This is a genomic window from Bradyrhizobium sp. UFLA05-109, assembly GCF_054185165.1.
In genome coordinates, this window is record NZ_JBBIAR010000028.1 from 37,975 (window position 1) to 54,260 (window position 16,286).

Genomic DNA, 16,286 nt, shown 5'->3' on the forward strand with positions numbered 1-16,286 from the left:
TAGTTGATATCAGTACTTGGCGATGATCGGGCCGCCGAACTTGTAGTTCAGGCGGACGAGGCCCATGTCGACGTCCTGACGGATGCGGTCGGTACCCACGAGACCCGTGAAGGTGATGTCCTTGTCCTGCAGGAAGATGTGGTTGTACTCGACGCCAACCGACCAGTTCGGAGCGAAGCCGACTTCGAGGCCGGCACCGACCGTGCCACCCCAACGGGTCTGGCTGGTCGAGGCGAGCAGCGCGCCGGTCGTGGTGCTGTAGACGTCGAACTTGTCGCCGACCACAGCGGCACCGCCCTTGACGTAGACGAGCACGTTGTTCCAGGCGTAGCCGACCTGACCCGTGATCAGACCGAAGGAATCGATGCGGCTGCGGTTGCGATCAGCGAACAGCAGGCTGACGTTGTCGCCGGAGAAGTCGGCCCAGTTGCCCTGACCTTCCACGCCGAACACCCACTGGCCGGTCTGCCAGCGATAGCCGACCTGACCACCGACGGTGCCGCCGGTCGCGTTGTGCGAACCTTCAGTGCCCGTGCCGACGAAATCCCAGGTCGTGTGAGCCGAACCGCCACCGCCGTTGATACCGATGTAGAAACCGCTCCAGTCGTAGATCGCGGCGACCATCGCGGGCGGCGCCTTCGTGTAAGGACGCGCAGCGAGGTCAGCAGCCACCGCCGGCGCAGCCGCGCTGATCGCGACAAGGCTCGCAGCAGCAAGCAACACAGTCTTCTTCATTTGAATTCCCGTTCCAGTTTCTTCGTAAGGGCCCCCGGGCCATGGGCACCTCATAACAGCGATCGAAGGAATTGCTGTAACCGCAACGCAACAGTCCTATCGAAAGGACCTGCTAGGTAAATGAATGTTTCCCACGCCCGCCTGAAAGTCGTTTGGGTGCTATTTTTACAGTCGTTCCAGTGTTAATCGCGTCTCTCTGTTCACAGAAAAAGCGTTCACATCTTGGTGTGAACGCGAGTGTGGCGCGCCAACTTTTTGTCACCGCATTGATGCCACAATTGCGCCAGCGCTGTTCCACAATGCGGCTCGTTCACACCGCTCGCTCACACCGGAAGTGATTCTGGTCGCATGACGTCATTATGTCATTGGCGAGCGCGCCAAACAGTCTTGGCGAAACATCGAATCCAGGACCTTCTGGGATCTTGAGGTTGATGGATCCCCTCGTTCGATTTCTGCACCGGGGGCGTGGTCAGTGCCCCATGCCTGGCATCACCTTGCCGTTGAAGATTTCGGGGTTGGGGGGACCTTCGACGCTCAGGATGCCCGACAGCCCGCGCTCCACCCGCGCGAGCGCATGATCCACCAGCGTGTAGTTGCCCGGCACCTGTGCCCTAAATTCAGTGATAGCCGCTCCGCCCGGCGCCACGGTGACCGTCTGAATTCCCTCAAGCGGCGGGCTTTGAAGTCCGCCAGCCGTGTAGACTCTGTCGAAGATCGTCCCGATGACGTGGAATGACGATGTATAGTTCGGCCCGCCGACACCGAAAAAAACGCGCACGGTTTCGCCGACCTTTCCCTGCAAGGGGTGGAGACGAGACAGCGCTCCGACTGAGCCATTGAAGACGAAGTATTCCGGACGTTCGTTCAGAAGCTTCTCCACGCTGAACTCTGCGCTTCCACGCTGGCCATAGGGCATGTCGGAATAGATTTCCCCCTGCATGATGTAGAACTCGCGATCCACTCGCGTCATGCCGCTCTCGGGCTCCACAAGGATCATGCCGTACATGCCGTTTGCAATATGCTCGGCGACCATTGGAGTGGCGCAGTGGTAGACATAGAGGCCTGGCACCAGCGCCTTCCACGTCATTGATTTCTCCTGGCCGGGATCGACCTGAAGTACCGCTGCGCCGCCACCCGGGCCCGTCGCGGCGTGGAAATCAACTGAATGGATCATCGAGCTGTCGGCGGAATTCTTCAGATGAATGTCGATGGTGTCGCCGACACGCACCCGGATCATCGGGCCCGGCACCTTGCCGTTGAAGGTCCAGTAGCCGAACGTCGTTCCTTCCGCGAGCCGGCCTTCGAGCTCGACGCTCAAGAGGTCGACACGCACGGTTTGCGGATCGCGTTTGCCGACCGGCGGCGGCACGTCAGTGGGCTCGCGCGAGATATCGGCTTCCACCACCGTCTGAGGCGGCGGGCGCGGGGTGACCAGGAACTGACCTTCCATACCGGCTTGCCGATGGCCGGGCACGCTGCAAAAATAAACGAAGTCCCCGGACTTATCGGCGCGGAATGCGATCGTCGTGCTTGCGCCCTTTCCGGTAACGCGTGGCGAGGTGGTGTTCTGGTCGGGAAAGGCGATATCGTGCTGCGCCCCTTCGCCATTGATCAGAGTGAGTTGAACCACCTGTCCCTCAACGGCGGTCAGGACCGGATTGACCTTGCCGTCGATCGCGCCACCCTCGCCGATAAAGACCATACGCCCATCCGCAATCCCCGAATGCAGCGTGTATCGCGCGTCGGGAATGTAAGTGATGTCGGTGCCGGGTGCGCCTTGCGCCGCCTGCGTCTGGGCCGGCTGTGGCGTGGGCGACGCCGCAGCCTGCGAAGGCTGCTGCGCGGCGGTGGCTGCGGGCTGCGCGCCGCCTGCGAGATACGCGATCACGTCGGCCCGGTCATGATCGGTCTTGAGGCCGGGAAACGGCATCTTGTTGCCCGGCACGACCTTCGCCGGGTCGGTCAGGTACTGGTCGAGCGTCTGCGCACTCCACACGATGTCAGCCGATTTCATCGCGGGCGAATAGTTGTAACCAGCTTCCGTGCCGGCCTTGCGGCCGATGACGCCGGCGAGCGACGGGCCGAGCATGTTCTTGCCGGGTTCGGTGGAATGGCAGGCCTGGCACTTCCGGAAGACCAGACGACCTGCCGTGGCATCGCCGATGCCCGGCACGGCATTCGATCCGGCTGTTGCAGCATTGGACGCGGACGGCGGAGCGTTGGGGCCGGGCGCCGCAGGTGACTGTCCGGTCGTAGCGCTCACCTGCGGCCTGTTACCCTGTGCCATATGGTCATGAGCGGATGGTGATGGGGTGACTGGCTGTGATGGCGCTGCGCCTGGCGACGGGGGGTTCGCCGCCATTTGGTTATCGGCGGAAGGCGAGGCAGCGGCGGCCGGAGATGGCGCGGCTGCGTTCGCGGATGGCTTTGGGGGCGGCGCGGGATTGTTCTGATCGGCCGGCGGCTGAGCAGGCGCCTTGCCCGATTGAGCGAGCTGCTGCGCAGGCTGCTTCGCGCTGGCGCCTTGTGGCGACGGCGTCTCGGTCGAGGCCACGGCAGGCTGGCCCCGATTGCGACCTTGATCCGACGAGGCGGCTTGATCCGAAGTGGGGGCTGCGGCAGGCGGCGGGTTCGTCGATGAAGACAGGCGTCCGACCAGATAGATCCCGCCCAAAATCACGGCCAGCCCGACAATGAAAACGGACGATGCCCGCCAGACGGCGCGAATTTGTTCCCACATCCTGAAACCTGCTGCTTTGTCCGGCGCTCGTCGCAAGTATCGCTGCAACGCATCGGTCTCGTTTGATCTAAATCAACGGCGCAGGGTCGCTCCGACCGATTGCAACGGTGTCCGCTCGGCCTTCACACTTGGCCGTTGCCCATACGCCCTAGACCGGCGTGTAGATGACGAGCTTCAACGCGGGATCGTCATTGGCCTGAAAGCTCGTGTGCTCGAAATGGAGCACGCCCTTTGTAGGGTGAGACATCGTCTTGCGGCCCGAGGCAGTGCTGCGGATCTCGTGCGCTTCCCACCATTTGACGAATTCCGGACTGCCCTGCCGCAGCCGCGCAAGCAATTCGGCGAATGCGGGATCGCCTGCCCAGACGTCGTGGGTGGCGCGAAACATCGCCACCATGCCCTTGGCCACGTCCGCCCAGCTCGTACCGTAAGACTTTCGCGTCTGCTTGCTGGTCATCATGAGGAGCAGCGTGTTGCGATCCTCCTCATGAAGCCGCCCGAACGCAAAAACCTCCTCGGCGGCATCGTTCCAGGCGAGCACGTCCCAGCGCCGCCCGGTGATGTAGGCCGGCTGCTTCAAGCTCTCGATCAGCCGCAGGATCGGCGGCGGCACGACCTCACGCACGAACGGACGCTTGTCGCCGTCGCGCGCCAGTGCCTTCAGATGCGCGTGCTCGGTCTTGCTGAGGCGCAGCGCGCGGGCCAGCGCATCGATCGTGGTGACCGACGGGCTCACGGTGCGGCCCTGCTCGAGGCGGATGTACCAGTCGACACCGATGCCTGCGAGCTGCGCCACCTCCTCGCGCCGCAGCCCCGCTGTGCGCCGCCTTTGGCCCAACGGAAGGCCGACGGATTTCGGCGTCAGCTTCTCGCGGCGCGAGCGCAGGAAATCGCCGAATTCGACACGTCGGGGATCGGCCATGATCTCGCTCCGCCTGTTACGCAGGGCCTTCGCAATACTAGGATAATACCAGGCCTTCATGCGCCTTCCAAGGCAGGCATATTCTGTTCAGCTCGAATGCGAGGTGAACAATCATGAAAGCCGCCATCCTCAAATCCCTGGGAACACCGCTCGTCATCGAGGAGGTTCCCGCTCCCGTGCTCGGCACCGGCGAGGTCATCGTCGACGTCGTCGCCACCCGCGTGCTGCCATATCTGAACGAGGTCTTCAGCGGCGCGCGCAACTACGCGCTCGATCTGCCCGTGATCCCTGGCCCCGGCGGCATCGGCCGTGTCCGCGCCATCGGACCGGACGCGACCAAACTTGCCGTCGGGGACTGCGTGTTTTGCGATCCGACCGTTCGCTCGCGCGACGACGCAGTGTCGCCTGACATCACCTTGCAGGCGCTGAGCGCCCGCGACGAAGGCGGCATGAAGCTGCAAAGGCATTTTCGTGACGGCTCGTTCGCCGCGCAGATGCGCGTGCCGACGGAGAACGTGAAGCGGCTCGGCGAGATCACCTCCGTCGAGGCCACGCAATGGTGCGCGCTCGGCACCATGCTCGTGCCGTATGGCGGCTTCCTCGCGGCCGACCTCAAGCCCGGCGAGACCGTACTAGTCAGCGGCGCCACCGGGAATTTCGGCAGCGCCGCCGTGGCCGTGGCACTCGCCATGGGCGCGGCTTGTGTCGTGGCGCCAGGGCGCAACGAAAACATCCTCGCCGATCTCGTGCGGCGCTATGGCCCGCGCGTCAGACCCGTAAAGCTCAGCGGCGACGAGAGCGACGACCGCGAGCAGATGAAGCGCGCAGCGCCCGGGCCGATCGATTGCGTGTTCGACATCATGCCGCCCTCGGTCAGTCCCACGGTAGTGCGCGCGGCGCTCATGACTGTGCGTGCCTACGGCCGCGTCGTGTTGATGGGCGGCGTCGGCATGGCCGGTGGACCCGGGCTGGAGCTGCCCTACCCCTGGATCATGCGCAATTGCGTCACCATCCACGGCGTCTGGATGTATCCGCCGGATGCGGCGGTCCGCCTGATCGCGCTCGTGCGCGCCGGGCTCTTGCGCCTCGATCACTACGAGACGACGTCGTTCGATCTCGACCGCGCCAACGAGGCGGTCGCGCACGCCGCGGCCCATGCCGGTCCGTTCAAGATGACGGTCATCCGGCCGTAGCCTATCGCCGCTCCGCGGTATGAAACTAGGGCGCGGACTCAGTAAAGGCTGCTCACACCACAGCGTGCATCATTGTCGAAGGTCGCTACGCGCTCGGACGGCCGGCACTAAGTCCGCACCGCCCTGCCTCGTCACCCGTGCGACGAAATCAATGATGGCCGTTCGATCCATGTGCTGACCATCAAGTACCCCGTCAGTCTGGTTGCACCTCGCTCCAGCGTCAGTTGCTTAGCGCGCGCCGTATAGGACGACCAGCCGCGGGAGTTCCACGGCCGGTCGCAGTCCTAGCGGTTGCTGGTAGAGAGCAGCCTGTTGAGGCTGTCACGCAGGCGGTCCACGTCGATGTTCTGCTTGAGCTCATCCCGACGCTTGATGCCGTCCATCATGCTTTCGAGGATGTTCGCCGGATTGAAGCTTGGCGGGAACGAACGCGGTGGGAAGTCTTTGAATGAGGCGGCGAACTGAAAGACGTCATCCATCGTCCCGTACACCGCGCCGACCTGATTCAAATTCCAATCCCACCATGTGTTGGACGTGATGTCGGCGCGCTCGAAAGGATCCTGCATCAGATTGAATATCTTTTGCAGACGAAGCGTCGTGAACGGTTCGGCCCACAGGCCCATCGTCCCCTCCTTGCGTTGCTCCGAATAGACGTATTTCCAGTCGCCTTTCCGGTAGGCAACCAGCAAGCCATCGTCGTCGGAGTAGAAGAAGCCGGATCGTGCGCTCTTCGTGCCGTTGTTATTGGCCGCCGAACCGCGGACGTTGCTCAGGAATTGCGATTGGTCGTAACCGTCGAGATGGACCGTGTAGTTGATGCCATTCGCTGTGTACCCGGACTTTAACTTGTTGACTATGTCCGGCTCGCCGGCGAGCGAGCAAAGCGTTGGCGCCCAATCGTTGTGACTCATCAATTCGTTGCTGATTGTCCCGGGCTCGATTACGCCGGGCCACCGCACAAGGCACGGCACACGAAACGCGCCCTCCCAGTTGGTGTTCTTTTCCGAGCGGAACCAGGTCATGGCGCCGTCGGGCCAGGTGTTCATGTGCGGGCCGTTGTCGGAGGTATAGACAACGATGGTGTTGTCGGCGACGCCGAGATCGTCGAGCGCTTTAAGCAAGTTGCCGATAATCCCATCGTGCTCGATCATGCCATCGATATATTCGCTGTCTCCGTGCGTATATTTGCCTCGATTAGCTTCGCGCACATGTGTGCGCAGGTGCATGCGCGTCGTGTTCATCCAGCAGAAGAACGGCTTGTTGGCGTGCACTTGCCGCGTCATGTAGTCGATCGCCGCGGCAGACGTCTCGTCGTCGATCGTCTCCATGCGCTTCTTGGTGAGCGCGCCAGTATCTTCTATCGTCTGCTTGCCGATCTTGCCGAAGCGCGGATCGACAGTTGGATCGTCGCGATCGGTCGCTTTACAGCGCAGCACGCCGCGAGGACCAAACTTCGCGCGATAGCCAGGGTCCTTCGGATAGTTCGGCAATTCGGGCTCCTCCTCGGCGTTGAGGTGGTAGAGGTTGCCGAAGAACTCATCGAAGCCGTTCACGGTCGGCAATGACTCGTTGCGATCGCCCACGTGATTTTTGCCAAATTGTCCGGTGCCATAGCCGAGATTTTTGAGAAGACCGCCGATAGACGGGTCGAGTTGGCTCATGCCCATCGGTGCGCCCGGGAATCCGACCTTGCTCAGACCGCTGCGCATGATGTGCTGACCGGTCAGAAACGCGGATCGTCCAGCGGTGCAGGATTGCTCCCCATAATAGTGCTGGAGCTTCAGTCCCTCGCGCGCGATGCGGTCGATGTTCGGAGTCTCGTAACCCATCAGGCCGCCGGAGTAGGCGCTGATATTGGCGATGCCGATATCGTCGCCGAAAATGACGAGTATGTTCGGCTTGCGCCCCGAGGGCGCCCCGGCTGCGGGAGCGGCGGCGGGCGCAGCTTTTTGCGCCTGCGCCAGCGCCTCGGATGTGAGCGTTGCCGCCGCGACCAGGCTCGACGTGCCGAGCAAAAGATTGCGGCGGTCGATGGATTTGTCACCCGTTGGGGCAGTCTTCTTGTGTTCGGCTTCGGCGCTCATATGGCACTCCCTACATGCGATGAAAGTTCCTCAGGTCGGCTGGAGATCGGTCTGGGCGGGCTTCCGCACCACACAGCGGAAACCGACATGGCTGGTTGAGGTGTCGACTGGCTCAGGCGTGCGGCCGGGCGGTAGCGGCGACAGTAATTCGGCGCGCACAGATGCGAGCCGCCTTTCAGAACTTTGCAGGGAATGCGGATGTTGGGTTGACATGGATCAATGCTGGCCGTCTCCGGTCCGCCCCGCGGATTGGTGGGAATGCAGCAAGCCTTAACCGCATCGGCTTCGTGCTTCGCGGACCACCAGTCCGATGTCCACTCCCAGACACTACCGATCATGTCATACAGGCCGTAGCCGTTTGGCGGAAACGCAGCTACTGGCGAAGTGCGCTCTTAACCATCTTCGCACGTGTTCTGGACCGGAAAATTTCCCTGCCAGGTATTCGCCATGTGCTTGCTGCCGGGTAAGAGGGAACTGCCCCAAGCGAACTCCTCGCCGTCGAGTCCTCCGCGAGCGGCGAACTCCCATTCGGCTTCAGTCGCAAGTTCCTTGCCGGCCCATGTCGCGTAAGCGAGCGCGTCCGAGAATGAGACGTGCACGACAGGGTGATCGTCGAGCCCCTTGATATTTGTTTTGGGACCATAAGGGTTCCGCCAGTTGGCGCCGTTCATGAAGCTCCACCACTGGCTCCAATCGCGGAGATCGGTCACGCATCGGGGCGGCGAAAATACAAGCGATCCCGCATAGATCATTTTCGGCAGCGCGCCCGGATAGTCCTTGGGGTTCGGCGCGATCTGCGCTGTCGTGACGTGGCCGGTCGCGTTGACGAACCGTCGGTTCGTGACCGGCGTGCGGTCGATCCAGAAGGCGTCCAGGCTCACGCGATGGGCGGGCGCTTCTTCCGGGTAGTGGTGATCGGACCCCATGCGGAAGGTGCCACCGGGAATCCAGGCCATGTCCCTGGACAGTTCATTATGCGGTGGCCGTTTGGTCGCACCCGACATCGAGCTGTTCCATTTGGGACCGAATTTGCCCCTCCTTCCGCGCGCACCGTTTCGCGCCAAACTTGGTGTGAAACCAGACGCGAGTAGCCTTTCAAGAGGTTGCGCGGCAAACGAATGGCGCGTTGACATGGATCAAAGCCTTCGCCTCGACGCATTTGCGGATCACGAACCATCGTGGCCGGCGCATGTCAGCTTTCTGCGGCCCTCTAGCTCGAGCTGCTTGATGAGGACTTCGATCTCGCGATTGCCTGGCATCAGGCGCGACAGCTGTACAACATAGCCCAACGCAGATGCGGTATCCCCTTTTCGCGGCTGAGCGCGAGCGCCGCAGAAAAGATATCGCGATCGTTTGCAGGCTGTTCCCGAGGACGGCAAGGGCGTCAGCGCGACGGCCGGACGACGACGCAGCCCCACGGGCGCGATGATGGATTTATCGCGCTGATTTGCCCGACGCGTCAAATGGTTTCGTAAAATCCGTAAGACGCACCGACGGTCAGCGGCTACTTTGCACGGGGTTGTTTTCGAGATTCTAGTCGAGCTCGACCACCTGGCCGTTGGAAAGCGACACCCGCCGGTCCATGCGGCCGGCGAGCTCCATGTTGTGGGTCGCGATCAGCATCGAGACCTGGGTCGCCTTCACGAGCTGCATCAGGGCCTGGAACACGTGCTCGGCGGTGCCTGGATCGAGGTTGCCGGTCGGCTCGTCCGCGAAAAGCACCCGCGGCGCGTTGGCGACCGCGCGGGCGATCGCGACGCGCTGCTGCTCGCCGCCAGACAGCTCAGCCGGGCGATGGGTGATGCGGTCGCCGAGCCCGAGATAGGACAGGATGTCCTTGGCGCGCTTGACGCTCTCGGATCGCTTTAGGCCGCGGATCATCTGCGGCAGCATGACGTTCTCCAGTGCCGAGAACTCCGGCAGCAGCCGGTGCGACTGGTAGACGAAGCCGATCTCGGTGCGGCGAAGCTGTGTGCGCTCGATGTCGGGCAGTTGCGAGGTCGGAGAGCCCCCGACATAGACCTCGCCGGAGTCGGGCGCCTCGAGCAGGCCCGCGATGTGCAGCAGCGTCGACTTGCCCGAGCCCGACGGCGCCACCAGCGCCACCGACTGTCCAGGCCACAGCGCGAGCTTGGCGCCGTCCAGGATGGTCAGCACGTTCTCGCCCTGCACGTACTGCCGCTTTATCTCGTGGAGATAAATGACTGGCACATCTTCCGCCCCCTGCTCCATCAGCCCCTCACTCGTACCGGAGCGCTTCGACGGGATCGAGACGCGCGGCGCGCCAGGACGGGTAGAGCGTCGCAAGGAACGACAGCGTCAGGGCCATGATCACGACCGCCGTGGTCTCGCCGACGTCGATCTCGGCAGGCAGGCGGGACAGGAAATAGAGCTCCGGCGAGAACAGTTCCGTGCTGGTGAGCCATGACAGGAACTGCCGGATCGATTCGATATTGAGGCAGATGACGAGCCCGACGAAGAAGCCGACGAGCGTGCCAACCACGCCGATCGATGCGCCCGTGATCAGGAAGATCCGCATGATCGACCCTTGCGAGGCGCCCATCGTGCGCAGGATCGCGATGTCGCTGCCCTTGTCCTTTACCAGCATGATCAGGCCGGAGACGATGTTGAGCGCAGCCACCAGCACGATCATGGTGAGGATCAGGAACATCACGTTGCGCTCGACCTGGAGCGCGTTGAAGAAGGTCGAGTTGCGCTGTCGCCAGTCGACCAGGAACACCGGCCGACCAGCTGCCTCCGTTACCGACTTGCGAAACGCGTCTATGCGATCGGGATTGGTGGTGAACACCTCGATCGCGGTGACGTCGTTGTTGCGGTTGAAATAGGCCTGCGCCTCGGGGAGCGGCATGAAGACGAAGCCGGCGTCATATTCGGACATGCCGATCTCGAACACCGCGACGATCTTGTACGGCTTGATCCGCGGCGTCGTGCCCATCGGCGTGACCGCTCCCTTCGGCGCGACCAGAGTGACGCTGTCCCCGGCGTGCAGCGACAATTGATCGGCAAGCCGCCGGCCTATCGCAACGCCCTGCCCTTCGTCGAAATTCTCGATCGAGCCCTGCTTGATGTTCTTGGCGATCGAGGTGAGGTTGTTCAGGTCATCGGCGCGAATGCCGCGCACCAGCACGCCGGAGGCATTGAACGGCGAGGAGGCTAGCGCCTGGCCGTCGACCACGGGCGCGGCGAGCCGCACGCCGTCGACCATGCTGATGCGCTCGGCGACGTCCTTCCAGTCGGTCAGCGGCGATTCCAGCGGCTGCACCAGGATATGGCCGTTGAGGCCGAGGATCTTGTCGAGCAGCTCTTTCCGGAAGCCGTTCATGACGGCCATGACGATGATCAGCGTGGCGACGCCAAGCATGATGCCGAGGAAGGAGAACCCGGCGATGACCGAGATGAATCCTTCCTTGCGGCGCGCCCGCAGGTAACGCGCCGATAACATCCATTCGAATGGCGCGAAGGGCGCGGTTTGCACAGACTCGGTCATGGTCTCATCCATCGCTCGATAATCCCATGATTCGGGGTCAATTGTGGCCGGATTGCCTGCCCCGCAATCGTGCGGTGGATAATATTCAGCCGATCAGGCGAGCGACCGCGTCGGCCGGCGACATGGTCTCGCGCGAGCCGTCGGCGCGCCGCTTGATCTCGACCTTGCCGTCGGCGAGCCCCTTCGGCCCGATCATGATCTGCCAGGGGATGCCGATCAGGTCGGCGGCAGCGAATTTGGCGCCGGCGCGCTGGTCGGTGTCGTCATAGAGCACGTCGACGCCCTTGGCCTGGAGTTCGGCATAGAGCTTTTCGCAGGCCGCATCCACGGCGGTATCGCCCTGCTTGAGGTTGAGCACGACGGCGCGGAACGGCGCCACCGCTTCCGGCCATTTGATGCCGGCCTCGTCATGGCAGGCCTCGATGATGGCACCGACGAGGCGCGAGACGCCGACGCCGTAGGAGCCGCCGTGGATCGGCACGTCGACGCCGTCGGGCCCCGCCACCATCGCCTTCATCGGCTCGGAATATTTGGTGCCGAAATAGAAGATCTGGCCGACCTCGATGCCGCGGGTATTAAGCCGCTTGGCTTCGGGCACCTCCTGCTCGAAGCGCGCGGTGTCGTGCACGTCTTCGGTCGCGGCATAGACCGAGGTCCACTGCTTGATGATCGGCGTAAGATCACTCTCGTAGTCGACGTCCTCACCAGGCACCGGCAGATCGAGCACGTCGCGATTGATGAAGACACCGGACTCGCCGGTCTCGGCGAGCACGATGAATTCGTGACTGAGATCGCCGCCGATCGGGCCGGTCTCGGCACGCATCGGGATCGCCTTCAGCCCCATCCGTGCGAAGGTGCGCAAATACGCGACGAACATCTTGTTGTAGGCGACGCGCGCGGCCGCCTCGTTGAGATCGAAGGAATAGGCATCCTTCATCAGGAATTCACGGCCGCGCATCACGCCGAAGCGAGGACGTTGCTCGTCGCGGAACTTCCATTGAATATGATAGAGATTGAGCGGCAGGTTCTTGTAGGACTTCACATAGGCGCGGAAGATCTCGGTGATCATTTCCTCGTTGGTCGGCCCGTACAGGAGCTCGCGTTTGTGGCGGTCGGCGATGCGCAGCATCTCCGGACCATAGGCATCATAGCGGCCGCTCTCGCGCCAGAGATCGGCAAGCTGCAAGGTCGGCATCAACACCTCGATCGCGCCGGAGCGATCCTGCTCCTCGCGCACGATCTGCTCGATCTTCTTCAGCACGCGGAAGCCGAGCGGCAGCCAGGCATAGATGCCGGCGGCCTCCTGCCTGATCATGCCTGCGCGCAGCATCAGGCGATGCGAGACGATCTCCGCCTCTTTCGGATTTTCTTTCAGGATGGGCAGAAAGAACCGCGACAACCGCATGGATACACTCGAAGAATCAGTGAGGGGTTGCAGTGAAACCGGATTGGGAGCGAAAACACAAGGCCGGGAATGAGGAAAACGCGCTAACGCGACGAAATTCCTGTCATTTTTCTGTTTCCTTGAGGTCCCGCATGAAGATGACCTTGCGCCGTTTCGGAACCCGGAGGCGAGGCCTTCAGCGCGGCGGGACCTCGAGCTCGTCCTCGAGCGTGATCTTCTCGAAATCGGTCACCAGCGCGTCGATGCGCACATGCCAGCGGCCGGCGAATGGCAGCTCGACCTTGCGCACGTGCCAGTAGCCGTCGGTGCCGAGCTCGGCGGCGTATTCGATCGGCTCGATGCCGCGCTCCGGCAGGCTCAGCGTCAGCGTCGCCTCCTTCGCCTGGAGAGGCGTCGCCTCCCCGGTCATGAGCTGGAGGACAAAGTCGTCGGTGCCGGTTTTGCCGGGCGACACGAGGACCTGGAACATCGCCTTCTCGCCGTGGATATGGATCGCCAGCGGCGTCTCCGGGACAATCGTGCGCGGCGGCGGCGTAAAGCGCCAACCGGCGACGAGGGCGAAGATGGCAAGCGCAAGCACGCCTTCGGCTATGATCGAGCGCCTCAGAGCAGGGGCTGCCTTGAGGCTCTTGGCCAGTGCCGGCGTCAAGCGAAAGCGATTCAGTGCGGCGAGCGCCAGCAGCGCGGCGACCAGCGCGAGCTTGATCGAAAGGATGACGCCGTACCTGGTCTCGACCAGGGCAGTAAAGCTCTCAAGCTGAATGCTCGCCAGCGTCAGGCCCGTCAGCGCCAGGATGGCGAGAACAGGCACGGCAATGCGGGAGAACCGGTTCAGGATCGGCAATGTGGCGGTGGTCGGGCTCGACACAAGGACGACCAGTGGCGCCAGGGCGCCGGTCCAGATCGCGATGCCGAGGCCGTGAAGGAAGACCGCCGGCCGGGTCAGCGCCTCCAGCGGTGCAGTCGCGGCGTGGCCGGTGCTGGCGAGCGACAGGCCGACGCCGGCGAGCGCGATGGCCGAGAGAACCCGCGCGCCCTGCCCTCCGCGCAGCGCGAGGCCAGCAACCAGCATCGCGGCCATCGCGATCAGAAGCGCGGGGCCGGCACTCGTCGTGAATGCAACCGCCCAGGACGCCGGCGTCGGAAATGCAGTGAGCGACAGACCGAGGAGATCGAGCCCCAACAGCGGAATCGAGGCGATCGCGCTCAGCACGCCTACGACAAGCGCCACACGCGGCAGAAGCATTCCATTCGCCGACCGCGCGATCCAGACCGCAAAGAACACGCCGCCGACGCCCGCGAAGAGCCCGAGATAGAGCCCTAGCCGCGTCAACCAGATCAGTGCGTTCACGCCGCCATCGGCAGCCGCGGGGACTTGCGTCGCGGATGGCGCGCCGATCGAGAAGATGACCGATCCCGCGACGGGATGGCCGTCCTGCGAGATCACGCGATAGCTGACGACCGAAGTGCCTTGCGGCAGATCCTGCGGCACCGCGATCGAAATGGTCTCACCGGATGCGCTGACGCGCGCCTCCTCGCGCGCCTTTCCGGTCCCGTCGATCAGCCGAATCGCGCCAGGTCTCACCGCCTCGTTGAAGCGCAGCTCGACACTCTTCGGCGCGCTCGCAACGATGCTGCCATTGGCCGGCTCGACGGAGACCAGCGCCGCATGCGCCCACGCACCGGTCGCAAACCCGATGCAGAGCAGCAGCGTCGCGAGCGCGGCGAGGACGCGCATCAGGGCTTTGGCAGCAGCTTCAGGCCGGGCGCGGGCGATTTGCCCTCATGCGAATTGGCCGCCCCCTCCGCAGGGATCTCGATCCAGCGGCTGACGCCCTTCTCGCACTCCTGCACGACTGGAAAATACAGCGTCGTGTTCGGCTTCAGGCTTTCGGTGAGAAATGTGCTGATCACGAACTCATCATAGTTGTGATCCGGTAACTTGCCGCCCGACCACACCACTTCCTTAGGCCCGGAAGAGACCTTGTTGCCGTGATAGTCGTATTCGCCCGCGTACTTGCCCTCGACGACGTCGACGCTCCAGCCAGCCTTTGGCATCGGCTTCACGGCGATGACGCCTTCAGGGATCTGCACGCGGATCTTCACCGTCGGCGAGCCGGCACAGCCATGCGGCACGGCAAACACGGCCTTGTAGGACGCGCCGACAGTCGCCTGCTTGGTCTCCAGCGAGATATGCGCGCTTGCGGACGAGCCCGCCAGCGCGCATGCCGCCATCGTGGTGGCGTAAATCAAACCTTTTCGCATTGGAGCCTCACTTGCTCACAGATTCATTGCAGCGCCAGCCGCCTTTGCCGCGGCTTCCGCTTCACGAATGAGGTCCTGCCGCCGCTTCAAGACGTCGCTCACCAGCGCAGGACCGGCATGCTCAGGCGATCCGGAATCGAAGGGCGGCTTAGGATCGTACTCGATCACCAGCTGGATTCGCCGCGCAGCCTCCTCGCCAGCAAGCTGCGCCGCGATCGCGAGCGCAAAGTCGATGCCAGCCGTCACGCCGGCACCTGTCACCCGGTTGCGATCCTCGACCACGCGATCCCTGCGTACGACCGCGCCCATATGCGCCAGCAGATCGCGAACGTACCAGTGCGAAGTGGCCTGATAACTCCTGAGCAGACCCGCAGCGCCAAGCAGGAGCGAGCCAGTACACACGCTTGTGACGAGGCGCGCGGCTTCACCCTGCTGCTTGAGGAATTCGACGGTCTCACGGTCCTGCATCGCAGCGACCGTTCCCTTCAGGCCTCCGGGCACGAACAACACGTCGAACATCTTCGGCGCGTTCTGGAAGCTTACCGTCGGCGCAACGGGCAAGCGGACATCGGTCGTGACCGGCTGCTCGGTTTTGCCAATCAGGTGGACCTCCGCCTGCATGATGCTGAACACGGTGAGCGGGCCGGCCAGATCAAGCAGGATCATGTCGGAATAGATCAACAGGCCCACGCGCGGGCGAGCGGGCGACGCCGGCTGCGCAAGCGCGGCCGGCGCGACGAGGTTGAGCAAGGACGCGGCCGCCAACGTCGTGTTGAATTCCCTTCGATCCATGCACTTGCTCCACAAAACGTCAGCGAACGAGGACGGGCGAGACGAGATCGACTGGATCCGCGTGCCGCAGAAGCGGAAAGGCTCAATGGTTTGATAAACACCACACCCTTACATCTTCATCCCTGAGTGATCCGGCGATTTCTGCATATCCATGCGTCCGCCATGCCCGCCACCCGGTGCTGGCGCGCCGACGGCCTGGACATCGAGGGTGACGGCTATCTTGCCGGCCTTCTCGAACTGAAGCGTGACCGGGACCTTGTCGCCCTGCTTGAGCGGCCCCTTCAGCTCCTGCATCATCAGATGATAGCCGCCCGGCGCCAGCTTCACGGTCTTTCCCGGCTCGATCGCGAGACCCTTGTCGAGCGGGCGCATTTTCATCACGCCGTTGTCCATCGCCATCTCGTGGACCTCGATTTTGCCGGCGATCTCGGCCGAGACGCTGATCAGCCTATCCGGCGCAATCCCCTTGTTCTCGATCGTCAGATAGCCGCCGGCGACCTTTGCTCCGCCTGGCGTGGCCCTGCTCCAGGCCTGCGTGATGACGAGGTCGCCGGCCTTGACGTCGTCGGCGCGGCCGGGTGTGCCGAACGCCAATGCCGAGAGCGCTGCAAGCGCGAGGATGCGTGAGAGCTTGTTCATGTG

Annotated in this window: 12 protein-coding genes and 1 pseudogene; 1 reads left to right on the forward strand and 12 read right to left on the reverse strand. The window is 63.2% G+C overall.

From position 1 onward, the window contains the following. Nucleotides 1–9 precede the first annotated feature (9 nt). The 3 genes from Q3C01_RS21280 to Q3C01_RS21290 all read right to left on the reverse strand — a co-directional run bounded on the left by Q3C01_RS21280 (nt 10) and on the right by Q3C01_RS21290 (nt 4,397). Nucleotides 10–735, reverse strand: a complete 726-nt coding sequence (locus Q3C01_RS21280) for an outer membrane protein (RefSeq protein ID WP_458147265.1) — start codon at nt 733–735, stop codon at nt 10–12. A 469-nt stretch (nt 736–1,204) separates the two neighbouring features. After that, entirely contained in the window at nt 1,205–2,998 is a 1,794-nt protein-coding gene (nirK, locus tag Q3C01_RS21285; RefSeq protein ID WP_458147266.1) for a copper-containing nitrite reductase, read from the reverse strand. Nucleotides 2,999–3,623: 625 nt separating this feature from the next. Continuing rightward, a complete protein-coding gene (locus tag Q3C01_RS21290; protein WP_458147267.1) occupies nt 3,624–4,397 on the reverse strand; it encodes a helix-turn-helix transcriptional regulator in 774 nt (257 codons plus the stop codon). A 113-nt stretch (nt 4,398–4,510) separates the two neighbouring features. On the opposite strand from Q3C01_RS21290, the gene Q3C01_RS21295 reads away from it, so the two are divergent. Beyond that, nucleotides 4,511–5,590, forward strand: a complete 1,080-nt coding sequence (locus tag Q3C01_RS21295; protein ID WP_458147268.1) for a zinc-binding dehydrogenase — start codon at nt 4,511–4,513, stop codon at nt 5,588–5,590. A 284-nt stretch (nt 5,591–5,874) separates the two neighbouring features. Here Q3C01_RS21295 and Q3C01_RS21300 read toward each other — a convergent pair whose 3' ends face one another. The 9 genes and pseudogenes from Q3C01_RS21300 to Q3C01_RS21340 form a co-directional block, all read right to left on the reverse strand. Next, nucleotides 5,875–7,674 carry an arylsulfatase gene (locus Q3C01_RS21300; RefSeq protein ID WP_458147269.1) on the reverse strand — a complete coding sequence of 600 codons (1,800 nt, stop codon included), beginning with the start codon at nt 7,672–7,674 and terminating at the stop codon, nt 5,875–5,877. 30 nt (nt 7,675–7,704) lie between these two features. Beyond that, nucleotides 7,705–8,630: pseudogene (locus Q3C01_RS21305) on the reverse strand (formylglycine-generating enzyme family protein). 577 nt (nt 8,631–9,207) lie between these two features. After that, nucleotides 9,208–9,909 (reverse strand): ABC transporter ATP-binding protein, encoded by a 702-nt coding sequence (locus Q3C01_RS21310; protein ID WP_458147325.1) that lies wholly within the window; start codon nt 9,907–9,909, stop codon nt 9,208–9,210. Nucleotides 9,910–9,913: 4 nt separating this feature from the next. Continuing rightward, nucleotides 9,914–11,194, reverse strand: coding sequence for a lipoprotein-releasing ABC transporter permease subunit (locus Q3C01_RS21315; protein WP_458147270.1), 1,281 nt, complete (start codon nt 11,192–11,194; stop codon nt 9,914–9,916). A gap of 73 nt (nt 11,195–11,267) precedes the next feature. Beyond that, the gene (proS, locus tag Q3C01_RS21320) at nt 11,268–12,587 is read right to left on the reverse strand and encodes a proline--tRNA ligase (RefSeq protein ID WP_458147271.1); all 1,320 of its coding nucleotides are present in this window, start codon (nt 12,585–12,587) and stop codon (nt 11,268–11,270) included. 175 nt (nt 12,588–12,762) lie between these two features. Next, a complete protein-coding gene (locus tag Q3C01_RS21325; RefSeq protein WP_458147272.1) occupies nt 12,763–14,325 on the reverse strand; it encodes a copper resistance CopC/CopD family protein in 1,563 nt (520 codons plus the stop codon). Beyond that, nucleotides 14,325–14,852, reverse strand: a complete 528-nt coding sequence (locus tag Q3C01_RS21330; protein ID WP_458147273.1) for a YcnI family copper-binding membrane protein — start codon at nt 14,850–14,852, stop codon at nt 14,325–14,327. Before Q3C01_RS21330 ends, Q3C01_RS21325 begins: the two co-directional genes overlap by 1 nt. A gap of 15 nt (nt 14,853–14,867) precedes the next feature. Further along, nucleotides 14,868–15,644, reverse strand: a complete 777-nt coding sequence (locus Q3C01_RS21335; RefSeq protein WP_458147274.1) for a DJ-1/PfpI family protein — start codon at nt 15,642–15,644, stop codon at nt 14,868–14,870. Nucleotides 15,645–15,752: 108 nt separating this feature from the next. Continuing rightward, the gene (locus Q3C01_RS21340) at nt 15,753–16,283 is read right to left on the reverse strand and encodes a copper chaperone PCu(A)C (RefSeq protein ID WP_458147275.1); all 531 of its coding nucleotides are present in this window, start codon (nt 16,281–16,283) and stop codon (nt 15,753–15,755) included. Nucleotides 16,284–16,286: the final 3 nt, after the last annotated feature.